This window comes from Ruminococcus sp. YE71, assembly GCF_900119155.1.
In the GTDB taxonomy this organism is placed as follows: domain Bacteria; phylum Bacillota; class Clostridia; order Oscillospirales; family Ruminococcaceae; genus YE71.
This window is the reverse complement of record NZ_FPIR01000003.1, coordinates 168,900-194,672: the sequence shown is the minus strand read 5'-3', so window position 1 is coordinate 194,672 and position 25,773 is coordinate 168,900. Positions and strand designations below refer to the sequence as shown.

Here is a 25,773-nt window from a genome sequence, read left to right as displayed (position 1 = left end):
GAGAGTGTTCTCCGAGCCATATGTTCATATCAATATTGTTGCAGTAAAAACATTATCATTCAGCTCCGCCTTAACCGACCAGCCGAGCCTGTCACATAACAGCTTCACGACATACAACCCCAGTCCGCTGCCGCCTTCCGTCCGTGCATCCATACGGTAGAACGGCTCGAACACTCTGTCAACATCGAGTGATGTGCTGCCCGCAATGGTATTGGATACACATAATACCACACAATTACCGTCCTGTTTCAGCTTAACGCCGAAGCTGTCAGAGGTGTATTTCTGTGCATTGGACATGAGATTATTCAGTATCCTTGTCAGACAATGCACATCAGCCTGAATCATGATACCGTCGGAAATTTCAAAATCCGTTGCGATATTTTTATCCGCTATCCATGAATGCTGTTCCAGCACCGCTTCGGTCAGAAGATTGCTGAGATTGACTTCTTCAAGCTGCAATTCATCATTGCTGTTCTCGATCTTCGTCAGCTCGAAAAATTCGTCTGACAACTCTTTGAGATACTTGTTTTTCTGCATAACGATTGTGAGATATTCTGCATTCTTATCGGACAGCTCACCGCTTTTTTCGATCATTTGCAGATAACCGAGTGAAGCCGTCAGCGGTGTGCGGAAGTCGTGGGAAATGCCCGAAATAACCGTCCCGAGCTGCTTTTGCCGTTCCTCATACTCCACGCCGAGCTGCCGCTGAATATCGGTATGCTCGTTTACCTTTACGGCAAGTTCCACCAAATCCTTATCAAAATCCGTGACCTTGACAGGCTGTCTGTAATCGGAACTTTTCAGCTTTTCAAGCTCCTGCGAGAAGTGACGGATATTCTTTTTCAGTGAGATATATTTCCACAGCAGGGCGCACAGAAAGACAAAGAGGCACTCGCAGGCTGTTGCAAGAATCATTTCCATAAGCGTGTACCTCCATAATATTATCAATTGTTTATCGTAAGCCCTGTTGCCCACTTGTTTTTGAGCGACTTGTATGCAATGGCAGTTATTACGGCTGTCATAACTATGAACGAAGCGATGACTTTTATCTCGATGTGCGCCATATCAAGCGGCATTGACAGTTCATCGAGGTCGACTATATTCATATTGCCAATTATCATCAGCTGTGTGCTTGTCAGGTAAGGTGTGAACTTTGCCGCATCTATTTTCAGGACATTTTGCAATATCACCAGCGGCATAGACTGGAACGCAAGACCGAATATAAATATCACAGTGCCTGTCGCATCTTTGAGTATTATGTTGATACCCATTGCTGTCACCGTGAGTTTTGCGGTGCATATGAATGTCAGGAGCATCATTGGAAGTGTTATGCTCTCACGGTCAAATATAACAAGAAGCAGGGCGGTCGGCAGAAAATACACCGCCGTTACCAGCATAAGTGACATGAGCATTTTGCTGAGTACCATTATCTCGGGTGGCGTGCCTTGCATTATCTCATAGTTTACAAGTCGGTTGTTGAATGTGCCTGCGATAAGCGCAGTTATGCCGCCTACGGCTATCGCCATACCCATTGAGGAATGTACGAAGAACATTTCGGCGGTGATCTCAAGACCGTCACTTCCCGAATACTGGAGCATGACCGCACACATACCCAAAAACAGCAGGATAAGCAGGCAGTTTCCCGAATGCCTGAGCCTGAACCATTCTGCTTTCATCAGATTATTCATTCCTGTCACCCACCTTTTCCAGATAATAGTCCTCTAAGTTCTGACCTTCCTCGTTCAGCTTTGTGATGACAAGTCCGTTATCGGTCAGAGTTTTTGAGATGTGCAGAATATCGCCGAGATGTTCAAAAATCTGTATATCCTCGCCGTGAATGACTTTGTAATCGGATATTTGAAGTTTATCTTCGAGGACTGCCGCCGTGCGGTTGATGTCGTCCGTCCGCAAAGCAATGTGTCCTCTGCACTTCACAAGCAGCTCTTCACGGCTGAGATTTTCGATCAGCTCACCGTGACTGATGATAGAGAAATCCGTGCAGAGTTCCGAAAGCTCCGAAAGCAAGTGGCTGGAGATCAGCACAGTCACGCCCCATTCTTCCTGCATCCGCTTGATGAGCTGACGTACTTCCACAATGCCCTCCGGATCCAGCCCGTTCACAGGCTCGTCAAGCACCATGATCTCGGGCTTTGGCAGAAGTGCCATACCGATGCCGAGACGCTGTTTCATGCCAAGAGAGAATTTATTGGCACGCTTTTTGCCCGTGTTTGCAAGCCCGACAAGCTCCAATATCTCATCAATGCGCTTTTCATCGGGATAGCCCCGAAGATAGCGGATATACTCCAAATTCTGACGGGCTGTCATTGAGCCTGCAATGATCGGCTGTTCGATCATAAAACTCATTCTTGCACGGGAATCGTCCAGATCATCGTTACTGCCGAACAGTTCCAGTTTCCCTTTCGTCGGAAAGAACAATCCCGCCAGTATCTTCATGATCGTGGTCTTGCCTGCACCGTTCGGACCGATCAGCCCGCAGATATGTCCGCGCTCCACCGTCAGGCTGAAATCGTGCAGGACTTCCTGCTTTTTATAGGACTTGCAAAGTCCTCTCATGGTTATCACGCTATTTCCCATAGCGCCGCCCCCCTTTCGTTTCGTTGATACCATTCTAACAGCCAAAGGTAAAGAAAAGGTTAAGCGAAGGTTCGGAAAAGGTTAAGTTACAAGACGATAGCCCATACCCCAGACCGTTTCGATATACTCGTTGTCGGGATCGAGCTTTTTCAGCTTGGAACGGATATTGCTCATGTGGACTTTGACGGTATTATCATCGGTAAGGTAATTCTCACCCCACACGCTCTCAAACAGATTCGCTTTCGACCACAGCTTAGTGGAATTTTTCAGCATCAGCTCCAGTATTGCAAACTCCTTGCTGGTCAGAGTGAGCGTTTTGTCGCAGACTGTCGCACTTCCTGCTGTAATGTCAAGTGATAGATTTTTATAGATCAGTGTTTTGGCTTCATCTTGCTTATGGAGATTTCCCTCGTATCTCCGCAGAACGGCTTCCACACGCACAAGCAGCTCGTCAAGGTCAAATGGCTTTGTAATGTAATCGTCAGCGCCCATTCTTATCAGGTCTATCTTTGAGCGTGTCTCACTTTTTGCCGACACCACGATCACTGGAATATCGGAAAATTCCCGTATCTTTTGCAAAACCATATCACCGCTCTGAAACGGCAGCATCAGGTCAAGTATCAGGAGCGACAAGTCACTCTGTTCCCGGACGATACGAACGGCATCAAGTCCGTTCAGTGCCGAAAGTGTTTCATAGCCCTGCGAGGACAAGTATTCACATATAAGGCGGTTTATCTCCCTGTCGTCCTCAGCGGTCAGAATCTTTTTCATGGCACACCTCCCGAATGAATGTGTTTATTGTAATAATTATAGCATAGTTCGGAGGAAAGGTCAATCGGCAGAAAAGATAAAGAGCTGTTCTTCGGCTTGAGAACAGCTCTTATATAGCAAAATCGTCTGTTTATCGCATTTTTTATGGTTCGTAAGGTGTTCGGGTAGGTTCTCCCCCCAAAAATCGACCCGCACTCTCCTGACGGAGGATTAGTGAAAATGACCCTTGACAAACAGGGGGATAAGAGGTATAATATATAGTGTATCTTTTTTCGGGGTACGCTGATACGGACAAATAAGCAACTTATGATAAAAGGAGTGCATTTGACATGGCAAATACTATTTCAAAAGCAGGTAAGGAGAAGCTGGAAGCTGAGCTTGAATATCTCAAGACAGTCCGCAGAAAAGAAGTAGCAGATCAGCTGAAGGAAGCGCGTTCATTCGGCGACCTTTCCGAGAACGCCGAGTACGATGAAGCGAAGAACGAGCAGGCAAAGCTGGAGTCGCAGATCGAGAACATGGCATACATTCTTGCCAACGCTGTAGTCGTTGACGACGACGACATTTCGGTAGACGAGATAGGTGTTGGTTCGATCATGACCATCAGGGACATCGAGCTGGGCGAGATCGAGACCTTCCAGATCGTTGGTTCGACCGAGACCGACCCTGCGAACAACAAGATCTCCGACGATTCTCCCATCGGCAAGGCTGCCCTCAAGAAGAAGGTAGGCGACGTATTCGAGGTAGACGCTCCCGCAGGCATCATCAAGTTCGAGGTGCTGGAGATCAGCAAGTAAGCCAACTGACGAAAGGCGGATCATAAATGGCAAATGTAGGAAAGGTAGCGCAGGTAATGGGTCCTGTCGTAGACGTGCGTTTCGGCGAGGGCGAGCTTCCTGCGATATTCAACGCGCTTGAGATCATGGCGGCTCACGAGAAGATAACCGTAGAGGTCGCACAGCACATCGGCGACAACACCGTGCGCTGCATCTCGATGGAATCCACCGACGGTCTCAAGAGAGGCACTGAGGTCATAGACACGGGTCACCCGATGCAGGTGCCTGTCGGCAGAGAGACACTCGGACGTATCTTCAACGTTATGGGCGAGGCTGTGGACAATCAGCCCGACCCCGAGACTGCCGAGAAGTGGGACATCCACCGTCTCGCTCCCGATTACGACGAGCTCTCCGACTCGATGGAGATACTTGAGACGGGCATCAAGGTCATCGACCTGCTGTGTCCCTACTCGAAGGGCGGTAAGATAGGTCTGTTCGGAGGAGCAGGCGTTGGCAAGACCGTTCTCATCATGGAGCTCATCAACAACATCGCGAAGGAACACGGCGGTCTGTCGGTGTTCACGGGCGTAGGCGAGCGTACCCGTGAGGGCAACGACCTGTACAACGAGATGAAGGAGTCGGGCGTTCTCAAGAACACCACCCTCGTGTACGGTCAGATGAACGAGCCGCCCGGAGCGAGAATGAGAGTTGCGCTTTCGGGTCTGACGATGGCGGAGTATTTCCGCGACACCGAGGGTCAGGACGTTCTTCTCTTCATCGACAACATCTTCCGTTTCACGCAGGCAGGTTCCGAGGTTTCGGCGCTGCTGGGACGTATGCCTTCGGCGGTTGGTTACCAGCCTACCCTTGCGACCGAGATGGGTGCTTTACAGGAGCGCATCACCTCGACTAAGAAGGGTTCCATCACGTCTGTTCAGGCGGTCTACGTACCTGCGGACGACCTGACCGACCCTGCGCCTGCGACCACATTCGCGCATCTTGACGCGACGACGGTACTTTCGAGAAGCATAGCATCGCAGGGCATTTATCCCGCAGTTGATCCGCTGGAGTCCACGAGCCGAATCCTCTCGCCCGAGATCGTAGGCGAGGAGCATTATGCGGTAGCGAAGGAAGTACAGAGAGTTCTCCAGCGTTATCAGGACTTGATGGACATCATTGCGATCATGGGCATGGACGAGCTTTCCGACGATGACAAGATGCTTGTTCAGCGTGCGAGAAAGATCCAGAGATTCCTGTCGCAGCCGTTCAGTGTTTCGGAGAAGTTCACGGGCATACCCGGAACATACGTTCCGCTTGCCGAGACGATACGCGGCTTCAAGGAGATCTGCGAGGGCAAGCATGACGACGTTCCCGAGTCGGCGTTCCTGTTTGCAGGCACCATTGACGAGGTCGTCGAGAAAGGCAAATCTGAGGCATGAGTACATTTCATCTGACGGTATCGACATCAGCGGGCAGAGCGTTTGATGGTGAAGCCGAGCGAGTAACGATGCGTGGAGCGAACGGAGATTTTGCGGTTCTTGCGAACCATGCGCCGTTCATGACGCTTGTGAAGCCATGTGAGTGTGTCATCATCAAGGAAGGCGGCGAGACGCTGACCTGTCATTCAGGCGGCGGAGTATTTCAGGTAGCTGACAATAATGCGACCTTCCTGTCGGGAGAGTTCACAGTACAGGCATAAATAGAAAACCCAGACCACCGTCCCGTGTTCGCCAGGGCAGAAAAAAGTTTAGGAGGGAGGGAGACCCCCGCCTTAGCTGCGCACGGCTACAAAGGCTCCCCCAGCAGGGGCTCGGGGACGGCGTCCCCGCCCAGGGAACATGGCTTTGACCCGTAAGAGAGCCATCATCCCCCACAAAAATAAAATCGGCATTTCCCGAGAATCGAGAAAAAGAACTCAACATAAAAGACGAGCTCAAACAAAATCTCGAAGCGTGAAATGCCGATTTTATTTTGCCAAAAGAGCGAAGCGACTTTTGGCAAAGCCCCCAAAATCGCGCCAGCGATTTCTCTGAACTGCACAAACCGATGTAGCCTTTCTGCCTTGTCGCACCTTCGGTGCGATTGGGTGTTTCACTCGAATCGCTGCGCTCTCTCGCGAAAATAAAATCGGCAAATCGGTGTGTTCTTGATGGTTTGAGATGGTCTTTCTTTTGGCGCCTTTCGGGACGTTTTTTCGGGATTTGCCGATTTTATGTTGGTGGGGGATGTTGGCGCGCTTTGGCTTCAAAGCCTTATTCCCTTGGCGGGGACGCCGTCCCCGAGCCCCTGCTGGGGGACCCTTTGAAAAGGGTCTCCCCAGACCCCTCCTAAACTTTTTTCTGCCCTGGCGAGGACGGGACGGTGACTCTGCCCCTGAGTCACTGCTGGGGGAGCCTTTGTAGCCGTGCGCAGCTAAGGCGGAGGTCTCCCTCCCTCCTAAACTTTTTAGTCTCTGGCGAGGACGGGACGGTGGTTTGGGTTTGCTTTTTGCACATTTAAGCCCGAAAGTTCTCGCTTTCGGGCTTTTGCTACTCTTCGTCTTCTATATATTCAAGGATGTCGCCGGGCTGACATTTCAATACCTTACATATCGCATTTAACGTCGAAAATCTTACCGCACTGACTTTCCCCGTCTTTATCTTCGATAAATTTACATTACTTATCCCGACTTGCTCACTTAACTCGTTCAGACTCATCTTCCTGTCAGCCATAACTCGATCCAGCCTGAGTATTATCGCCATTCACTCACCTCACAATGTCTCGTCTGACTCCCGCTGGAGCATCGCTCCGTACCCGAACACCTTCGCAATGAACAGGAAAAGTATTCCCGTGATGATCGGCGGCGAAAGTACTATCAGATCATTCGCAATATCAGTGATCCCCCCGCTCAGCAGTATTATTACCGCCTGCGAAAGCACCGTGCTCGCTATCAGCAAAATGCCGATCAGCCGCACCGAACGAAAGTTCTTCTCCGTGAACGGTACGCCGCTCTTCTGTATGCGGAAAAATACCGACGCGGCAAAAAATAACAGAATACCGTGTATTATTTTCGAAATCGTGCCGCCTATCCCCGGCGCGAGTACGCTCGGATCAGCACCCGTGCCGATCAGCCATCTGGTGTTTATCGCGGAGATTCCCATGTAGACGATGCCGCCCAGCACACACATCCACGCCATTATCCTGCTGCTTTTCTGTATCTTTTCGAGTGTCTTGTTTTTCAGCTGTTCCATATATATTCCTCCGTTCTGTAGTTTTTCTCTGTGTCCCGAGGAGCCGTTCCTCTCTCCTGTGATTATATTTTAACATGATTTTTTATGCTTGTCAACTATAATTTAACGATAAACATTAAATTTCGGCTGACTGCACAACCCACATACCCGAATCTTAGGCACACTGTACATATCTTATACGATAAATATTTAACGACTGTCATTAAATCTGTCCCGAAATATCCCCCCGAAAGTCTCATGCGAAACGCTTTCGGGGGGATATTTCTATTTTCTTCTGTCCGCGCACGCCCTCGCGAAACTCTCCGCCGCCGCGATGTCTCCGCAAAGGTACAGATGCGGAAAACCTGCGTACAGCGTGTCGGTGTGATGCACGCACTGCCAGCTTCTGCCGTCGCGCTTGACGGCGGTGAAAGAGCCGCCGCAGTTTTCGCTGTCGAAGTAGTGGAACTCGTGCGCCCGAAGTGTGCCGCCCTCGCCGCACAGCAGACCGCCGCTCTCGGCTGTCAGCGTCACGTACCCGAATCGGGTCAGTCGACCCGTCGGGAATGCTTCGCCGCGGATGACCCCCGCCATCGGGAAAACGCCATCGTCCGTCCGCAGTCTTTCGTGAAGGTACATGAAGCCGCCGCACTCGGCGATGGTGGGCAGACCGCCCGATATCTTCTCGCGGATGTCCGCAAGCATGGCACCGTTCGCCGAAAGCTCCGCCGCGTGGAGCTCGGGGTAGCCGCCGCTGAGGATAAGCCCGTCCGCATCGGGAACGGCACTGTCGGACATCGGCGAGAACCGCAGGATGCGGCAGCCCATCTCTTCGAGCAGCGACAGCGTTTCGGGGTAGGTGAAGCAGAACGCCCTGTCATCCGCCACCGCGATGACGGGACTTCCCACGACGCGTGGGATGACAGGCGGCTCAAACTTCGGCAGGCCGCCACCGAGGGTCAGCAGGCGGTCGAGTTCGATGTGCTGTTCTGCGAGTTCGCCCAGCGCCGCGAGTTTCGCCGCGATGTCCTCGGTCTCGGCGGCGGTCACCAGCCCGAGGTGGCGGCTTTTGAAGGTCAGGTCGGTCTTCGGCAGACAGCCGAAATACTCCGTGCCGAGTTCCTCGCAGAGCCGTTTCACCATCGGCACAAGGCTCGGCGGCAGCTTCGAGAAGATGAACCCTGCGATGCGGTTGGGTCGGTAGTGCAGGAAACCGCTCATCACCGCCCCAATGGAGTCGCTCATGCCGCCGCAGTCGATGACGATGACGGCAGGGGTGCAGGTCAGCTGTGAAACGGCGTGGGCGGAGGTATCGCCGCCGTCGTAAAAGCCCATCACGCCCTCGATCAAGCTTGCCCTAACGCCCGAAGCGGTGCGGCTGATGAGGTGCAGGAGCATATCGTCGCCGCAGAAAAAGCGGTCGAGGTTGCAGGTCGCGGCGCCTGCGGTCTCGCGGTGGAACATCGGGTCGATGTAGTCGGGACCGCACTTGAACGCCGCCGCCGAAATACCCCTCGCCTTCAGCGCCGCAAGGACTGCGCAGGTCACGGTGGTCTTGCCGCAGCCGCTTTTCTCGCCTGCGATCATGAATCGGGTCATCTGAACCTCCCCTTTATGATGAACACGGGATTCTGCGCCGTGAGCATGGTGTGACTGCCGAGTTTTCGGGTGCGTGCGGCGGAAAGCTGCGTTATCTCGCAGTCTCCGAGCAGTTCGGACGCCTCGCGCAGGGTCTCCAGCGAGACGGCGGTGACGATGACGAGAGCGTCGGGGTTCGCGCCGCGGATGACCTCGCCTATCTCCGCGAGATTGCCCGAGCTGCCGCCGATGAACACCCTGTCGGGGCGCGGCAGCCCTGCGAGGGCTTCGGGGGCGGCGCCGCTGACGACGCGGATGTTGTCACAGCTGAACTTCCGTGCGTTTGCGGCGGTGAGCTCGGCAGCTTCAGGCTTCTGCTCGACGGCGATGACCTTTCCCTCGGGACAGCGGAACGCCATTTCCACCGAGACCGAGCCCGTACCGCTGCCCACGTCCCAGCAGACCGAGTCGGCGCAGACGTTCAGCATCGACACGGCGAGCCCACGTATCTCGGACTTAGTCATGGGAACTTCGGAACGGATAAATTCACCGTCGGGGATGGCTGACGGGATGTGTCTCAGGCAGTTCTCGTTGCGGATGATGACACAGCAGAGATACCCGAAGGAGCTCCCACGCAGGTTCGCAGCGGTGTCGGTGACTATCTTTTCGTCGGGATAACCGAGCCTTTCGCCCACCGAGACGGTGACTTCGCCGAGCCCGTACTCGCAGAGAAGTTCGCAGACCGCCGACGGTGTCATCCTGCCGCCCAGCAGAAAAAATGTGAACTCGTTGAGTCTTACATTCACAGCTACGTTCCCGTCAAGACCGTGCAGGCTCACAGGCTTCATCCGCTCCCAGGCGAGCCCGAGCTTCGCGCTGAGGTACACGGGCGAGGAGATGCCGCAGATGATGCCGCAGTCGGTGACCGAAGGCAGACTGCGGATGAGCGGCAGTAGTTTCTTCGCGCCGCTGTAGAATCCCACGTCCCCCGACATCAGCACGGCGGCGGCTCCGCAGTCGGTCTCCCCCAGCAGAGCCGCTATCTCCTCCGCCCTCGTGAGGGAAACGGTGCGCTTTCCGAGCCGCGAAAAGGGTTCGAGCATACGCTCCGCCCCTATCAGCAGGTCTGCCGTCTCGACGGCGTTTTTCGCCTCGGCGGTCAGCGTCGCCCTGCCGTCCATGCCGATACCCACAATGCTTACGGTCATTTCTCCAACTCCTTTATCATTTGCCAGACTTTCCCGAAGTCCGCGCCCTCCTCGGCGGGACGTGCGAGGGTCAGCATCCTCACGCCGCACGACCTCGCCGCCTCCGCCTTTTCGGGGTAGCCGCCGATCCTGCCGCTCTCCTTCGTGAGCAGTACCGAAGCGCCGCTTTTTTTCAGGTGTGCGATGTTTCGCTCGACGGAATAGGGCGGACGTTCGAGCAGCAGCTTTTCCCTGTCGAACCCAAGCTCGGCGCAGCGCTCCTCTATCCCCTCGGCAGGCAGCAGCCGCAGCCACATCCGCTCACGGGCGTTTTTCACCTCGGCGAGGCTGTCGAGCGCCTTGCTGCCGAGCGCCGAAAGCACTGTGTCCTCGCAGCCGTTTAGCTTTGCGACCAGCTCGTCCATATCGGCAGCCGACTCGCCGACGATGGGGCAGCTCTCCCTCAGCAGCCGCAGATAACGCGCCTTCGTGACCCCGCAGGCGGCGCGGATGTTGGCGGTGGCTTCCCGTGCGTAGGGGTGAGTCGCGTCGATGACGAGGGGGATGCCGCCGATTAGCCCAGTCATCTGCTCCGCGGTCAGTCTGCCTGTGTGGACGGCGCTCCCGACGATGAGCTCGCCGCCCTGTTCGGTGGCGGTGAATACCAGCGCTTCGATGCGGTTTTCGGCGCAGAGCTCCGCCAGCCGCCGCCCCTCGGTCGTCCCTGCGAAGATCGCCAGCTTATACATGGTAGCCCCTCGGCGTTACCATCCTGCCGCCGATGAGTTTCGTCTCCCCGTTGCCGATGAACACGGTAGTGAACATATCTGCTTTGAAATTCATCAGTTCTCCGAGGGTGAGCGTTCCGCTGCATTCGCCGTCGCGGCCGATATTCTTCGCCCAGCCGCAGACCGTTTCGGGGGGCATAACTCCGAGCAGTATCTCGCAGGCGCGCTGCAAACTGTCGGTTCGCGTTTTTGAAGCGGGGTTGTAGAGCGCGATCGCAAAGCCGCCCTCCGCGGCGCAGCGCAGCCGTTTCTCGATCTGCTCCCAGGGGGTCAGCAGGTCGGAAAGGCTTATCACCGCGAAATCGTTGGTCAGCGGCGAGCCGAGAAGCGCACCTCCGCTGAGCGCAGCGGTCACGCCCGACACGACTTCGACGGTCACGCCGTCATATTCGGGCGCAAGGGTCAGGGCAGGGGACGCCATGCCGTAAAGCTCCGCGTCGCCGCTGCAAACGAGCGCACAGTCGCGCTCCCTCGCCGTTTCGAGCGCGAGCCGCACGCGTTCTATCTCGCGCTTCATGCCCGTTTCAAGGTAGTCCTTGTCGGGGAAGATGCCGCGCATCAGAGCCACGTAGGTGGTGTACCCGATGACGGTGTCAACGCTCTCGATGATCTGCCGTGCGCGTAAAGTCATGCCCTCGGCACTTCCGCAGCCGAACCCGACTATGTACAGTTTCATTGATGTTCACCTCCGTAGGTCGTAAAGTTCACATCTGCGATCTCCGCCATGCGCGGATGGTCACAGCTGTAGTATTCGTCAAGGCAGGCGCAAGTGAAGAAACCTGCCGACTTTGCGCTCTCGATGCCTTCGAGCACGTCCTCGAAAACGGCACAGTCGCGTACCGCCGTGCCGAGCTTGCCTGCGGTGTAGACGTAAACGTCGGCGTGGACCTTGCTCCTCGACACTTCCTCGGTGGAAGCGAACGCGTCGAAAAGGTCGTAAACACCGTTGTTTTTCAGCACAGGCTCGTAGAGCAAAGGACTCGAAGCGGTGGCGAGCCCCAGCTTTATCCCACGCGCTTTCAGGCTCCGCAGATACTCCGCCGCGCCTTCCTTCATGCGGATGTTGTGCTCGTACTCGTACCGCGCCATACCAAACCACTCCGCGATGATGTCCTCGGGGTCTTCCTCAAGCCCGAAACGCTCGATGGTGTACTCCGCCCCCTCGCTGAAATTCATGCACGAAATGCGCTTGAAATAGTCCTCGGGCACTTCAAGCCCCCTCTTCGCAAGAAACTTCTTGTCAATGTCGCTCCACACATGGGATGAGACTATCAGCGTCCCGTCCAGGTCGAAAATGACCGCACGTATGTTCTTCGGCAGTTTTACCACTCTATCACTCCGTTCTGAAATCCTGTCCAGTCTATTATACCACACTCTTTGCTTTTTTTCAACCTTATTGTGTTTTTGGGGACGTAGTTTTTCTTGGGGGAAACCCTTTTGAAAAAGGGTTCTCCCCCAAACCCCCTTCCTAAAACTTTTGATGCTTTTTGGCTTTTGGGTGGTTCTTACTTACTTTGTGCAGGTCGGGAAGGGTGGCGTTCTTCTGCAATATTGCTTGTTCCTTGCCAAAAAGACGGGCGTGGGATGTGGGGGATATCATTTTGATGGGGTGGACGGTAATGTGCGTAATAGCGTGTGTTTTGGGGATGTAAAAGAGGTTTTACATCGGGAAAACGGCGTTTGTAAAAGGGTTTGGGTGGACTGTTCGGCTGGGGTGTGGTATGATAATGGCATGGAAGGGGCAGACCCGAAACCGATATGACGAAACGGAGGAATGAGAAATGACAGCTGAACTTGTACTGTTCAATAGACTGACCGAGGATCTCGGAGTTACGCACGGGACTATCATCGTTGTGCTTGTCCTGCTTTACTTTGTGATAAAGTGGGCGGTGAAGAGCGCCATCAAGGAAGCCTACTCGGAGATAACGGGCAAAAAGACGGCAGAGGAGATCGAAGCGGAAAAAATGTGCGGTCTTGAAAATGGCGGGGAAATGTGATATACTTTTGTTATCACATTTCCCGAAGGAGGGCTTCATTATGGAGCTTGGCACACAGATAAAACGGCTTCGCAAGGAACGCGGCTGGAATCAGGAGGAATTCGCCGAGAAGGCATACGTCAGCAGACAGACGGTCTCAAACTGGGAGAACGAAAAAAGCTATCCCGACGTTCACAGCCTTCTTATCCTGTCCGACCTGTTCGGCGTGTCCCTTGACGAACTGGTCAAAGGAGATGTTGAGGAAATGAAAAAAGAGATCAGACAGGAGAGCATAGCCGAATACAACCGCTGGGCGAACATTTATTCGGTGATGTTCATCATCGCGATACTGCTTCCGTACCCGCTGGCGAAGTTCCTCGGCTGGGTCGGCGCAGGCATCTGGCTGGTATATATGGGCGTGACCATGTGCGTCGCCATAAAGTGCGAGAGCCTGAAAAAGCAGAATAACATACAGACATTCAAGGAGATAGTTGCGTTCACGGAAGGTCGCACGCTGGACGAGATAGAACAGATCCGCGAGCAGGCAAAGCGCCCCTACCAGAAAATACTGCTGGCAATAGCCGCCGCAGTCGCCGCACTCCTGATTATGCTCCTGATGCACCTCATCCTCGGATAAATAACCGCCCGTGATATTCAACTATCACGGGCGGTATTATTTAGTATATCTCTATATAAATGGAGAGAGCCTGTCTTCACGAACAAATCTATCTGATGACATATTAAAAGTCTTTGGAAGGCGGGTTTTCCCCGGTTATTTTTTACGCTTCTCCTCGCGCAGGCGTTCTTTGAGACCCGAGAAGATGATGTCTCTTGCCGCGGCGGCCCGGGATTTGTCGGCGGCGGGGATGCCTTCGAGGCGGTAGGGGATGCCGAGCTCGCGGTACTTCATTATCCCCATTGTGTGGTAGGGCAGTACGTCTATCGCACGCAGGGAGCGTATCCCTGCTATGAAGCGGCCGAGGGCACGGAGGGACGGCTCATCGTCCGTCACCGTGGGGACGAGTACGTGGCGTATCCACACATCTATCCTGCGCTCTCCGAGGTGCAGGGCAAAGTCCCTGATGCCAGAATTGTCTTTGCCTGTCAGCTGACGGTGCTTTTCGGGGTCGATGTGCTTGATGTCGAGCATCACGAGGTCGGTCACGTCGAGCAGGCGGTCGATAGCCTCTTTCGTGTCCTCGCCCCAGCATATCCCCGACGTGTCGAGACAGGTGTGGATGCCCTTTTTCTTCGCGAGGGTGAACAGCTCGGTCACGAATTCGGTCTGCATCAGCGGTTCACCGCCCGTGCAGGTGATGCCGCCGCCCCGCAGGAACTCCTTCACGCTGTCAAACTGCTTCATTATCTCCTCGGGCGTGGTCTCGGTGCCTTTCGCCATGTCCCATGTGTCGGGGTTGTGGCAGTAGGCACAGCGCATCGGACAGCCCGACAGAAACACCACGAACCTCAGCCCGGGGCCGTCAACCGTTCCTAAACTCTCAACCGAGTGGATATAACCCTTTGTCATACCGTTTACCTCCTATTTCGGGATGGATGCGAACACGCGGAAACCCTTGTCCGTCATCTCGGCGGTGAAACTTCCGCCCAGCGCTGTCGCTCTTTCGCGCATATTTTCGATGCCGATACCGCCGCTGTCGCTCTTTTTCTCCGTGCCGTTGTCGCTCACAGAAAGCCTGCAAAAACCCGGGTACTCCTGCACGGAAACACGCAGGGTGTCGCCGCTTGAATACTTCACCGCGTTGTTCACCGCTTCTTTCAGGATGCCGATGAATGCGAGCTTTATCTCGCCGCTGACCGTTTCTGAAACGTCATAGTCAAGTGACACGCTGAAACGTTCCTTCGCACCGCTGACGATGTCATTCACCGATGACCGCAGGTCTATCGAATCGTCGTGCAGGTCATGCACGCTCCTGCGGATGCTCGTCATCGCGTTGTTCAGCGTCTCCTGAATGTCCCCGAGCTTCTCACGGGTCAGGTCGTCCTTCGTGATGACCGACAGCGCACCTATCTGCAAAAGACAGCGCGTGAGCATATGCCCCACGTTGTCGTGTATCTCCCTCGCGATGCGGTTTCGTTCCCTCAGCGTTGCCGAGTAGACCTCGCTGTCGCGCAGCTTGATAAGACTGCGGTTCTTTTCGCCGAGAAGCAGGTTCAGCTCGGCAGAGTTGTCGCGGACTTCGCGGAGTTTTTTCTCGGTGCGCTCGTGCCTGTCGGTGCATATCTCCAGATAGACCGCCAGCACGACCCCTACCGCCGACAGCGCCGCCGTCCTGCCGCTGACGTTAAGATACGCCGCCGCCATCGTGATGAGACAGAATATACCCATCTTCTTTGAACGGTATCTCATGATGTCGTATGCCGTCATCGGAAGCCCGATGCAGGCCGCAGGCACGAAAAAACACGCCGCCATAAACGCCGCCTGGACTGCAAAGATCAGCCGCTTGTCAGTGAAAAACTCGGTCAGCATCGCCGCAATCAGCACCGCCAGCGAGATGACCACAGGCAGCGCACTCTCGCTGAGCGCGGCCGAACAAAGACATATCAACAGCAGCAGCACCAGCTTGTCGTTGATGCGCATCATCTCACTCCTTCCGCATATGCGAACAGTGCCGCACCCCGTTTCCTCACGGTGCGGCACTCTTGCTCTCTTTGGGGGACGTTTTTCTTTTCTTGGGGGAGACCCTTTTGAAAAAGGGTCTTCCCCCAAACCCCCTCACTAAAACTTTTAATACTTTTTGGCTTGTGGTGGTTCTTCACTATTTTGTGTTGGTCGGGAAGTTTGTAGTTCTTCTGCTATACAGCTTGACCTTGCCAAAAAGACGTTTGTGAGAGCGTAACACATCATTGGGTGTATTTTTCAGATGGTCACTCTTGAAATGTCAAGGTACTATCTTCCCGATCACAACAAACGAACAACATATTAAAAGTCTTTGGGATGGGAGCCGCCTTAGCTCCCCCCCCCCTGTTAAAATCCGCACTCTTCACCCGTTCAGCATCAAAAGTTTGGCTTTAAGGACGGCGGTCTGGGTCTTGGCGTCGGGGAGACCGCCGTTCATTGCCATCTCGAACACCTTGTCGAAGGGGAGCTTCACGACGTCGAGGTATTCGCCGTCGTCGAGGTGCTGTTCACCGAAGCGTAGGTCTTTTGCGAGGTACATATGGATTATCTCGGTGTCGTAAGCCACGGTGGGGTAGATACAGCCGAGGTACTCGAAGGTGCCTGCTTCCGCGCCCGTTTCCTCTTTCAGCTCACGGATACCGCAGGCGCGGTGATCCTCGCCGAACTCCAGCTTGCCTGCGGGGAGTTCGTAGAGAGCCTTTTTGAACGGGTATCTGAACTGTTTCACCATATACACATCGCCGTTTTCGTCGATAGGCAGAACGCACACGCCGCCGGGGTGTTTGATAAGCTCGCGGTAAGCGGACGTTCCGTTGTCGAGCTCTGCCTCATCGACGTATAGTTTTACGACCTTGCCGTCGAACACGAGCTCACTTTTCACGGTCTTTTCTTCGCTGTACACTTATTCCTCGTCCTCCTGTGTTTCATCGGGCGTTTGTTCGGTGCTGTTTTCTTCGGGAGTTTCCTCTGCGGCAGTCTCTTCGGTCTCTTCGGTCTCGGAAGAAGCGTCCTCAGCCTCGGTACCCTCAGCCTCAGCGGTCATGCCGTCGGGAGTAACTGCGACCTTTTTCTTGTTCTTGTTTGTAACATAGAACGCAGCCACGTAGATAAGCAGCAGGGCAGTACCTGAGATCGTCATAAGCACACCCGTTTTCAGACCTGCGGTCTCGTAGCTGAACACGATCTCGTTGTCGCCTGCGGGAACGACCACTGCCATAAAGCCGTAGTTGACCTTTTCGATGTCGGCAGGCTGACCGTTGACGGTAGCAGTCCAGCCGTCGGCGTAGGGCACAGAGAAGAACACGAGCTTTGAGCTCTCGGTGTTGATCTTCGCCTTGAAGCCGTGGGTATCGTTCTCGAAGCTGTAGCAGCAGTTCTGACGCTTGTCCGCGCAGACCTCCGCGAAGTGGTCGGAAGTCATATCAGCAGCGGAGTACTGATATTTTTTCAGTATATCCTTGTACTTGTTTATCTGGGTCTTGTCGAGCACCACCGCTTCCATCAGAACGTTGGGACGGCTGTTCTTCGGTGCGTCCTGAACGACCTGATCTTCGGTGTAGCAGTCGTAGGTGAAGCCCATAGGAACCCAGTTCTTGTTCTCATAGATGTGGAAGTCGTTCTGGGTGTCGATGTACTCGAATCCTGCGAGGTTTGCAACTGTGGGGGAGTGAGCAGCCGAATTGTTCGCTCTCTTGAAGTAGTATCTTACGGAGAACAGGCTGCGGAAGCCGTAGACTTCGGGCTCCATTCTCGAAGCAACGTCTCTGGTCTGACCGAGAGTGCTGTAGAAGTCCATGATAGAGGGCGGAACAACGCTGTGGAACGTTCTCATTGAGGAGAGACCCCAGAACATACACCAGTTGTCCACGCTCTCGGAAGTGTCTATACGGAAGAATGTATTATCACTGTAAAGGTGATTGTATTCGTTGATGCAGTCGAGCTTTGCGGTGTCGATGTTGTTTCTGCCGTTGATGGCGTACTTGATGTACTTATCGTGTCCGCCGTCCTGTACCGCGCCGAAGTTCACGCCTGCGAACATGGTGATGATGCAGGCAGCGGCGGTAACGCCCGAAACTATCTCGTTGAATGCCTTGCAGCCGGGGAGATAGTAGATGATAAGACCCATTACTATCGCAAGGACTGCGGTGACGAGAAGCTGCATATAGTACATTTCCTTATACTGGAAGTTCTGGAAGTACTGCACCTTTCCGTCTATCATCTTCGGCAGCATACCGATCATAAGGAAAGCCGCGCCGATGCCCGTAGCTATCTTGTAGCCCTTCTTGAAGCCACCGATGCCGTCCTCGTAGACCTTTGCGGTCATAAGGCACATGAGCAGTATCGGCATATAGTACCAGCGAGCGTAGTAGCTGCTGTTGAACAGGACGTATGCCGAGTTGAGCACGGGTATGCACATCATGATGCCGCATACCGCCACCATCTTGGTGAGCCAGCTCTTTCTCTTGTTTCTCATGTAGGCGATGACGCCGCACATGGAGAACATGGGCAGGTAGCCCGCGATGGAAGCCCAGCGTGCGTTGTCGGACTTGAGGATGTTCGTTCTTGCAGGCATATCGCTCATCATGAAGAATGCCTGGATTATTCTCGGGATGCGGACGTTCTCGCCGTAGATGACCATGTCCGTGCCGTAGAGTCTGCTGGATACACGGGGGTTGTTCACGACGTCGTATACCGCAGGCAGGAGTATTATGCCCGAGATGAGCACGCCGATGACCGCTTCAACAAGAAGCGAACCGAATATCTTGAAATCCATCCTGAATTCCTTATCCGTGCAGCGGATAAAGAAGTATACCACAACGAACACTACTTCGCACACGAAGAAGAAGTAGCTGATAGCTGCACAGAGCGCCACGCACAGTGCGAAAATGCCTCTGCGTCTGTCCTGGGTGAGCTGTTCAAAGCTGAGCAGCAGCAGGGGGAAGAACGCCGTAACGTCGTGGAAGTGATTGAAGAACACGTTGTACAGCTGGAAGCCCGAGAAGGCATACAGCATCGCTCCGATAAAGCAGGCATCCTGATTCTTCACGAAGCGTCTGATATACGCATATGCTGCCACAGCCGCCACTGCCGTTTTCAGCGAGAGCAGCCAGGGCATCAGATATTTCACCGCGTCGATCGGGAAGAGGGTAGACAGCCAGAAGAACGGGCTGCCCAGCAGATAGAAGGAATAGGAGCCGATGAAGTTCGAGCCCAGGTCTGTTCCCCAGTCCCATGCCAGATTGCCGTTTCTCACCATCTCGTTCGCATGATAGTAGAACATCATCTGCTGTGAGTTGAAGTCGCCGTAATACAGGAATATTCCCTGATTTTTCATCATCGTAGGAATAAATGCCAGCATCATACCGACAAAAGCCACCCCGAAAAGCATTATGTACACAGAAAGTTCACTGCGCTGCTTTGAGGGATCGGTGCTTTTGTCAAGCACTCCTTTGTTCATGACACAAATACCACCTTTTTATATGTAAGATCATGTATAAACATACACTATGATTATATCATACTGCTGTATCAAAATCAAGCCCTGAGGAAAATATTTAACAGAATAGCACAGGTTTAGCCCCCCTTATACCTGCACGAATGTCACTTTTTTAACAGATATGTAGCGTTTACTTGACAAACTGTTAAATTAATGGTATACTAAATATGATTATCGCGCTGTTACCGACAGCATAGAATGATAAGTGAGCGATTTATTAAGAGAGGTATTTGCATTATGTGCGGAATTGTTGGATTCACAGGTTACGAACAGGCAGCACCCATACTGCTTGACGGACTTGCTAAGCTGGAATACAGAGGCTACGACTCGGCAGGTATTGCCATCAGAGACGGCGTTTCGGATACAAAGATAGTCAAGGCTAAGGGCAGACTGAAGATACTCGCGGAAAAGACTGACAACGGCAACGCTGTTATCGGCAGCTGCGGCATAGGTCACACCCGCTGGGCTACCCACGGTGAGCCTTCCGAGGACAACGCTCACCCCCATATGAGCGACGACGGCAACATCGTTGCTGTTCACAACGGTATCATCGAGAATTATCAGGAGCTGAAAGAGAAGCTCTCGAAGAACGGCTACACCTTCTACTCCCAGACCGATACTGAGATAGCTGTAAAGCTCATCGACTACTACTGCAAGAAGTACGGCCTTGACCCCGTTGCCGCACTCGCAAGAGCTATGCTGCGTATCAGAGGTTCGTATGCGCTGGCAGTAATGTTCAAGGATTATCCCGAGGAGATATACGTTGCACGTAAGGACAGCCCGATGATAATCGGTCTCAAGGACGGCGCTTCCTATATCGCTTCCGACGTGCCCGCTATCCTGAAATATACCAACAAGGTATACTACATCGGCAACATGGAGATCGCAAAGCTCGGCAAGGGCGAAGTTACCTTCTACAACATCGACCGCGAAGAGATCGAGAAGCCCCTCACCGAGATCAAGTGGGACGCTGAGGCTGCCGAAAAGGGCGGCTATGAGCACTTCATGCTCAAGGAGATCCACGAGCAGCCCAGAGTTATTCAGGATACCTTTAATTCCGTTGTCAAGGACGGCAAGATCGTGCTCGGCGAGTTCGGACTTACCGATGAGGAAGTGAAGGACCTCTCTCAGATATACATCGTTGCCTGCGGTTCGGCTTACCATGTGGGTGTGTGCATCCAGTACGTTATCGAACAGCTCACCACCATTCCCGTAAGAGTCGAGCTCGCAAGCGAATTCAGATACAGAAAGATGCCCCTTGCGAAGAACAGCCTTGCTATCATCATCAGCCAGTCGGGCGAGACTGCTGACAGCCGCGCTGCACTGACCCTCGCGAAGGAGAACGGCGTCAAGACCCTCGGCATCGTGAACGTTGTCGGCTCCAATATCGCAAGAGACGCGGACAATGTGTTCTACACCCTTGCAGGCCCCGAGATCTCCGTTGCTACCACGAAGGCTTACAGCACTCAGCTCATCGCAGGCTACCTGCTGGCGATGCAGCTCGCAAAGGTAAGGGAAGAGATCACCGAGGAGAGACTTGCAGAACTTCTCGCAGAGCTCCAGACCATCCCGAAGAAGGTCGAGAAGATACTCGAAGATAAGGAGCGCATCCAGTGGTTCGCTTCAAAGTTCGCGAACATCCGCGACGCATTCTTTATCGGACGCGGCATCGACTACGCGGTCAGCTTAGAGGGCAGCCTCAAGATGAAGGAGATAAGCTACATCCACTCGGAGGCTTACGCGGCTGGCGAGCTCAAGCACGGTCCTATCTCGCTCATCGAGGACGGAACTCTCGTTATCAGCGTGCTTACTCAGCAGAACCTGTTTGAGAAGACTGTTTCCAACATGGTAGAGTGCAAGGCAAGAGGCGCTTATATCATGGGTCTTACCACCTACGGCAACTACAGCGTTGAGGACAACGCCGACTTTACGGCTTACATCCCCAAGACCGACCCGCTCTTCACAGCGAGCCTTGCGGTAGTTCCTCTCCAGCTTCTGGGATACTATATCTCCGTCGCAAAGGGTCTCGACGTTGACAAGCCGAGAAACCTCGCTAAGAGCGTTACCGTTGAATAACAACTATTTCGGGGGCTTCGTCCCCCGTTTGTTGTGCTGTCTGTGCGGGGTCTTCCCCAAGAATCCCCCGTCAGCAAGCAAAAAAATCTGATGAAAAGGAGCAGTGAGAATGGGACTTACCGTCGGCATAGACCTTGGGACGACCTTTTCGGTGGTCGCGTACATCGACCCCGTGAGCAGGCAGCCTGTTGTCATCAAGAATAAGTACGGCATGAACACGACGCCCTCGGCGCTGGTTTTCAGGGCAGACGGCACTGCCGAGATAGGCATTGACGCGAAGAATGCCGAGGAGTCGGGCGACCCGAATACCGCTTCCTTCTACAAGCTGGAGATGGGTCACGCCGATTTCAGCGTGAGCTTCTTCGGGAAGAGCTATTCGGCTGCCGACCTTTCGGGTCTGTACCTGAAAGAGCTGATCTCGCAGGCTGAGGCGTCTGTCGGGCAGAAGATAGACAAAGCTGTCATAACCGTGCCTGCCTATTTTGAAGACCTCGAACGCAACAACACCATGCGTGCAGGCGAGATGGCGGGGCTCAGAGTGCTCAGCATCATCAACGAGCCGACTGCCGCGGCGATAGCCTACGGGCTCCGCGACGGGGGCGAGGACAGGAACGTTCTCATCTACGATCTGGGCGGCGGTACCTTCGACGTTACGCTGGCGAAGGTCACGGGCGGCGCGATAGACGTTATCGGTTCGTCGGGCAAGCATTTCCTCGGCGGCAAGAACTGGGACGAGGCTATCTGCCACTGGGTCATCGAGCGCTTTGAGGAAGAGTTCGGCATTTCCCCTGCGGACGACCCCGACGAGTTCAATATGCTGATGGTAAGGGCTGAAAAGGCGAAGAGGGCGCTGTCCTCCGCGCCGTATACGGATATAACCGTTGAATACGACGGTCTGACGGGCAAATACCGCCTGACGGAACAGGAATTCCGTGACTGCACCGACGCCCTGCTCGACATCACAAGGCGCACTATCGACGAACTGCTCGCCGACGTAAGGCTGGGCTGGGCGGACATCGACGGCGTGATACTCGTGGGCGGCTCTACCAGAATGAAAATGGTGAAGGAGTACGTACAGCAGATGACGGGCAAGCCGCCCCTCAGCGGCGTTCACCCCGACGAGGCTGTCGCCATAGGCGCGGCGATACAGGCTTCGATGGAGACCGCTTCAAAGGGCAGGAAGATACTCGGCTTCCTCGAAGCGGCACCGAATGTCCTTCAGCTGGAGGACATCCCCGGAGCAAAGCAGATAAACGACGTTATCGCGCATTCGCTGGGTATGATCTCGGTCAGCGAGGACGGCGAACGTTTCATAAACGACATAATGATACGCAGGAACACCCCCATCAGGGACGCTTCGGTGACAAAACGCCGCGAGCTCAGGGTCAGCCCGAAAGAGGAACTCAACGAGATGGAGCTGTTCATGTTGCAGGGCGACCCCATCGACCCTCTCGACTGCACCGTCGCAAAGCACTACAGGTTCTCGAAGATACCCTGTGTCGAGGGCGGAAAGTCACAGATAGACATCACCTACTCCTACACGGGCAACGGCACCATCGACATCCGCGCCGTTCAGACCGAGACGGGCAGGGAACTCGCGTATGAGGAACTGCCTGTTCCCGAGGATATGAGCTGGGTGCATATGCGCCCCGACGAGTACTTCGCTTCGGCGGGCAGGGGCATCCCCGTGACGGGCGTGATGTATCTTGCGCTGGACGTTTCGGGAAGTATGATGGGCAAGCCGATGGAGCTTGCGATGAAGGCGATGCACAACTTCGTCAAGCAGTTCGACCTGAAAAGCGTCAGGATAGGCATCATAGCCTTCTCGGACAGCGTGAAAGTGCTCTGCAACGCCACCTCGGAAAAGAGGAAGATAAGCAAGGCTATCGACAGCCTTGAAGTGGGCATGACAGGCGCCTGCAACACGTCACAGCCCGTGACCGCGATATATGACGAGCTCTCGGAATACAGTGACGAGCCGTTCCTCTGCGGCATCGTGCTGACCGACGGACGCTGGGCATCCGACCCCTGCAAGATTTCCAGAAACATGAAGAATGAATTCGTGAAAGCAGGCTGTGAGCTGATAGCACTCGGTTTCGGGCGTGCGGACGAGAAGTTCCTCAAGGAGATATCCACAAAGAGCGACCTTGCGTCGGTATCCGACGTGACACAGCTCGAAAGCAAACTCTCGAACATCGCGAGGGTAATAAATGAAAAAACTATAGAGTGAAAACTCGCTGAAAGGAAATGATAAATATGAAGATCGAAACACAGGTACTGCACGAGGGCTACAGCCCCAAGAACGGCGAACCGAGAGTAATGCCGATCTACCAGAGCACCACCTACGTTTACAACTCCACCGACGCTGTTGCGGACGTTTTTGACGACCCCACCCTCGGTATGATCTACTCGCGTTTCGAGAACCCCACCACCGACGCTGTTGAGAAGAAGATCGCGGCACTTGAAGGCGGCGTTGCGGCTATGTGTACGTCGTCGGGTCAGGCGGCTTCGATGCTGTCGGTGCTGAACCTCTGCGACGCAGGCGACCACTTCATCTCGTCCTCGTCCATCTACGGCGGCACCGTGAACCTGTTCGCGTTCACCTTCAAGAAGATGGGCATCGAGTGTACCTTCGTTGACGTTGACGCATCCGAGGAGGAGATCAAGGCGGCTATCCGTCCGAACACCAAGTGCATTTTCGGTGAGACAATCGCGAACCCTGCACTGACCGTTCTCGACATCGAGAAGTGGGCGAGAGCCGCACACAGCGCAGGCATCCCGCTGATCGTTGACAACACCTTCGCGACACCTATCCTCTGCCGTCCTATCGAGTGGGGCGCTGACATCGTTGTACACTCCACCTCGAAGTACATGGACGGTCATGCTGTTCAGGTCGGCGGCGTTATCGTTGACAGCGGCAAGTTCGACTGGAAGGCTTCGGGCAGGTTCCCCGGTCTGACCGAGCCCGACGAGAGCTATCACGGCATCATCTACACCGAGAAGTATCCTGCTGCTCCCTACATCACCAAGGCGAGAATGCAGCTGATGAGAGACTTCGGATGCTATCCTGCTGCGAACAGCTCCTTCCTGCTGAACCTCGGTCTTGAAACGCTGGCGGTAAGAATGCCCCAGTACTGCGAGAACGCGATGAAGGTAGCGAAGTACATCGAGTCCACGGGCAAGATCATCTCCATCAAGTATGCAGGTCTTGAGAGCGACCCTCACTACGAGCTTGCGAAGAAGTATCTGCCTAAGGGCGTATGCGGCGTTATCAGCTTCTCTGTCGGCACGAGAGAGAAGGCTGTGAAGTTCATGGATGCGCTCCGGCTTGCGTCCAACGAGGTACACGTTGCCGACATCCGCACCTGCGTGCTGAACCCTGCGTCTGCGACCCACCGTCAGCTGACCGACGAGCAGCTCGTTGCGGCAGGCATTGACCCGGGTCTCATCAGATTCTCTGTAGGTCTGGAGAATGTTGACGATATTCTGGCTGATCTTGAAAAGGCGTTTGCTGTTATCTGATATTGACTGCTGATAATTGAGTCCGAACGAGCGGCTTTGCCGCCGTTCGGGCTTTTTTCAAAGGTGTGTCTGCGGCATTTTGGTGCGGTCATGAAAAATGGAGATGACTTCTCGGTTTGAGAGGTCATCTCCATTTGTTGTTTTTTGATTTGAATGTGGCTGCCGCCCCATCTCCTGCCAAGCGCGTAGCCGTGCGAAGCTAAGGCGAACCCGATTCGTTTATTCGGGGAGTGCCAGTTTCGGCAGGTAGGAGATTATATCTTCCTTCATGCGGATGACTTCGCGGCGTGCTGCCTTTGCGAAATCATGCTCGTCACAGCCTTCCTTCTTATATGCGCACATTACCGCACGGGAGCTGTTGACGATCGCACCCAGACCGTTCGCGTCGAAGCCCTTCGCAACGCCCTCGGCACCGCCGCCCTGCGCACCGTATCCGGGTACGAGGAAGAAGGTGTGGGGAAGTGCCGCTCTCATCTCTGCAAGCTGCTCGGGATATGTCGCGCCCACAACAGCACCTACGCCGCTGTAGCCGTACTTGCCCATCACTTCGCTGCCCCACTTCTCGCACATATCGCCCATCGCCGCATAAACGGTCCTGCCGTCCTCAAGCTTCAGATCCTGAAGCTCGCCGCTGGACTTGTTCGAGGTCTTGACCAGCACGAAGATGCCCTTGTCGTAAGCTCTGCACTTTTCCAGCAGGGGCGAGATGCCGTCGGTACCGAGGTAGCCGTTGACGGTCAGCGCGTCAGCGCCGAACGCCGCTATCGGTTCGCCCGCAACGTCGGTCAGACCGAGGTGCGCGGTCGCATACGCTTCCATAGTCGCGCCGATGTCGTTTCTCTTGCCGTCGGTCATGACGAACATACCGTGCTCCTGAGCGTAGCGGATGGTCTTGTAGAGGGTCTTTACGCCCTCGCTGCCGTACATCTCGTAGTACGCCGCCTGCGGCTTGATAGCAGGGCAGATGTCGTGTATCTCGTCGATGATCGCCTTGTTGAATTCAAGGATAGCCTTTGCAGCCGCCTTGAGGTTCGCGCCGTGCTTCTCGATCTTCTTGTCGATGATGAACTGGGGAACGTACTCCAGCTTGGGGTCGAGACCCACTACCGAAGGGTTCTGTGTTTTTACGATGTTTTCTATAAGTCTGTCAAATGACAT

Annotated in this window: 24 protein-coding genes; 8 read left to right on the top strand and 16 right to left on the bottom strand. The window is 54.3% G+C overall.

Features of this window, described 5'->3' with window-relative positions:
• Positions 1-24: 24 nt before the first annotated feature.
• The 4 genes from BT142_RS03980 to BT142_RS03965 all read right to left on the bottom strand — a co-directional run bounded on the left by BT142_RS03980 (position 25) and on the right by BT142_RS03965 (position 3,366).
• A complete protein-coding gene (locus BT142_RS03980; protein WP_072416911.1) occupies positions 25-921 on the bottom strand; it encodes a sensor histidine kinase in 897 nt (298 codons plus the stop codon).
• Between the two features lie 23 nt (positions 922-944).
• On the bottom strand, positions 945-1,688 hold the full coding sequence (locus BT142_RS03975) for a hypothetical protein (RefSeq protein WP_072416910.1): 744 nt from the start codon (positions 1,686-1,688) through the stop codon (positions 945-947).
• Positions 1,681-2,595, bottom strand: coding sequence for an ATP-binding cassette domain-containing protein (locus BT142_RS03970; RefSeq protein ID WP_072416909.1), 915 nt, complete (start codon positions 2,593-2,595; stop codon positions 1,681-1,683). Before BT142_RS03970 ends, BT142_RS03975 begins: the two co-directional genes overlap by 8 nt.
• 81 nt (positions 2,596-2,676) lie before the next feature.
• Positions 2,677-3,366, bottom strand: a complete 690-nt coding sequence (locus tag BT142_RS03965) for a response regulator transcription factor (RefSeq protein WP_072416908.1) — start codon at positions 3,364-3,366, stop codon at positions 2,677-2,679.
• Between the two features lie 329 nt (positions 3,367-3,695).
• Between BT142_RS03965 and greA the strand changes: the two genes are divergently transcribed.
• From greA to BT142_RS03950, 3 genes are read left to right on the top strand one after another with little or no spacing between them, the layout of a single operon-like run.
• Positions 3,696-4,163, top strand: a complete 468-nt coding sequence (greA, locus tag BT142_RS03960) for a transcription elongation factor GreA (RefSeq protein ID WP_072416907.1) — start codon at positions 3,696-3,698, stop codon at positions 4,161-4,163.
• Positions 4,164-4,189: 26 nt separating this feature from the next.
• Positions 4,190-5,581: a F0F1 ATP synthase subunit beta gene (gene atpD, locus BT142_RS03955; protein WP_072416906.1), complete on the top strand. Its 1,392-nt coding sequence runs from the start codon at positions 4,190-4,192 to the stop codon at positions 5,579-5,581.
• The gene (locus BT142_RS03950) at positions 5,578-5,841 is read left to right on the top strand and encodes a FoF1 ATP synthase subunit delta/epsilon (RefSeq protein WP_072416905.1); all 264 of its coding nucleotides are present in this window, start codon (positions 5,578-5,580) and stop codon (positions 5,839-5,841) included. The genes atpD and BT142_RS03950 overlap by 4 nt, the downstream gene beginning before the upstream one ends.
• Positions 5,842-6,670: 829 nt before the next feature.
• On the opposite strand, the gene BT142_RS03945 is transcribed toward BT142_RS03950, so the two are convergent.
• From BT142_RS03945 to BT142_RS03915, 7 genes are all read right to left on the bottom strand, one after another.
• Positions 6,671-6,883 (bottom strand): helix-turn-helix domain-containing protein, encoded by a 213-nt coding sequence (locus tag BT142_RS03945; RefSeq protein WP_072416904.1) that lies wholly within the window; start codon positions 6,881-6,883, stop codon positions 6,671-6,673.
• 9 nt (positions 6,884-6,892) lie between these two features.
• Positions 6,893-7,372, bottom strand: a complete 480-nt coding sequence (locus BT142_RS03940) for a DUF2975 domain-containing protein (RefSeq protein WP_072416903.1) — start codon at positions 7,370-7,372, stop codon at positions 6,893-6,895.
• A 264-nt stretch (positions 7,373-7,636) separates the two neighbouring features.
• The gene (locus tag BT142_RS03935) at positions 7,637-8,950 is read right to left on the bottom strand and encodes a cobyrinic acid a,c-diamide synthase CobB (protein WP_072416902.1); all 1,314 of its coding nucleotides are present in this window, start codon (positions 8,948-8,950) and stop codon (positions 7,637-7,639) included.
• On the bottom strand, positions 8,947-10,137 hold the full coding sequence (locus BT142_RS03930) for a bifunctional cobalt-precorrin-7 (C(5))-methyltransferase/cobalt-precorrin-6B (C(15))-methyltransferase (RefSeq protein ID WP_072416901.1): 1,191 nt from the start codon (positions 10,135-10,137) through the stop codon (positions 8,947-8,949). The genes BT142_RS03935 and BT142_RS03930 overlap by 4 nt, the downstream gene beginning before the upstream one ends.
• On the bottom strand, positions 10,134-10,865 hold the full coding sequence (locus tag BT142_RS03925; RefSeq protein ID WP_072416900.1) for a precorrin-6A/cobalt-precorrin-6A reductase: 732 nt from the start codon (positions 10,863-10,865) through the stop codon (positions 10,134-10,136). Before BT142_RS03925 ends, BT142_RS03930 begins: the two co-directional genes overlap by 4 nt.
• Positions 10,858-11,580, bottom strand: a complete 723-nt coding sequence (gene cobJ, locus BT142_RS03920) for a precorrin-3B C(17)-methyltransferase (protein ID WP_072416899.1) — start codon at positions 11,578-11,580, stop codon at positions 10,858-10,860. Before cobJ ends, BT142_RS03925 begins: the two co-directional genes overlap by 8 nt.
• Positions 11,577-12,233 (bottom strand): HAD family hydrolase, encoded by a 657-nt coding sequence (locus tag BT142_RS03915; protein ID WP_242871912.1) that lies wholly within the window; start codon positions 12,231-12,233, stop codon positions 11,577-11,579. Before BT142_RS03915 ends, cobJ begins: the two co-directional genes overlap by 4 nt.
• A 452-nt stretch (positions 12,234-12,685) precedes the next feature.
• On the opposite strand from BT142_RS03915, the gene BT142_RS03905 reads away from it, so the two are divergent.
• The gene (locus BT142_RS03905; protein ID WP_072416897.1) at positions 12,686-12,901 is read left to right on the top strand and encodes a DUF6019 family protein; all 216 of its coding nucleotides are present in this window, start codon (positions 12,686-12,688) and stop codon (positions 12,899-12,901) included.
• A gap of 40 nt (positions 12,902-12,941) precedes the next feature.
• Positions 12,942-13,517 carry a helix-turn-helix domain-containing protein gene (locus BT142_RS03900; protein ID WP_072416896.1) on the top strand — a complete coding sequence of 192 codons (576 nt, stop codon included), beginning with the start codon at positions 12,942-12,944 and terminating at the stop codon, positions 13,515-13,517.
• Between the two features lie 135 nt (positions 13,518-13,652).
• Here the strand turns inward: BT142_RS03900 and pflA are convergent, their stop codons facing one another.
• From pflA to BT142_RS03880, 4 genes are all read right to left on the bottom strand, one after another.
• Positions 13,653-14,408 (bottom strand): pyruvate formate-lyase-activating protein, encoded by a 756-nt coding sequence (pflA, locus tag BT142_RS03895; RefSeq protein ID WP_072416895.1) that lies wholly within the window; start codon positions 14,406-14,408, stop codon positions 13,653-13,655.
• 12 nt (positions 14,409-14,420) lie between these two features.
• Complete coding sequence (locus BT142_RS03890) at positions 14,421-15,482, bottom strand: sensor histidine kinase (protein WP_072416894.1); 1,062 nt, start codon at positions 15,480-15,482, stop codon at positions 14,421-14,423.
• Positions 15,483-15,882: 400 nt separating this feature from the next.
• A complete protein-coding gene (locus tag BT142_RS03885; RefSeq protein WP_072416893.1) occupies positions 15,883-16,422 on the bottom strand; it encodes an NUDIX domain-containing protein in 540 nt (179 codons plus the stop codon).
• Positions 16,423-18,978, bottom strand: a complete 2,556-nt coding sequence (locus BT142_RS03880; RefSeq protein WP_072416892.1) for a YfhO family protein — start codon at positions 18,976-18,978, stop codon at positions 16,423-16,425.
• A gap of 276 nt (positions 18,979-19,254) precedes the next feature.
• Between BT142_RS03880 and glmS the strand changes: the two genes are divergently transcribed.
• From glmS to BT142_RS03865, 3 genes are all read left to right on the top strand, one after another.
• Positions 19,255-21,093 carry a glutamine--fructose-6-phosphate transaminase (isomerizing) gene (glmS, locus tag BT142_RS03875; protein WP_072416891.1) on the top strand — a complete coding sequence of 613 codons (1,839 nt, stop codon included), beginning with the start codon at positions 19,255-19,257 and terminating at the stop codon, positions 21,091-21,093.
• 109 nt (positions 21,094-21,202) lie between these two features.
• A complete protein-coding gene (locus BT142_RS03870) occupies positions 21,203-23,323 on the top strand; it encodes an Hsp70 family protein (protein WP_072416890.1) in 2,121 nt (706 codons plus the stop codon).
• 26 nt (positions 23,324-23,349) lie between these two features.
• Complete coding sequence (locus BT142_RS03865; RefSeq protein WP_072416889.1) at positions 23,350-24,615, top strand: O-acetylhomoserine aminocarboxypropyltransferase/cysteine synthase family protein; 1,266 nt, start codon at positions 23,350-23,352, stop codon at positions 24,613-24,615.
• A gap of 219 nt (positions 24,616-24,834) precedes the next feature.
• Here BT142_RS03865 and pyrF read toward each other — a convergent pair whose 3' ends face one another.
• Entirely contained in the window at positions 24,835-25,773 is a 939-nt protein-coding gene (gene pyrF / locus BT142_RS03860; RefSeq protein WP_072416888.1) for an orotidine-5'-phosphate decarboxylase, read from the bottom strand.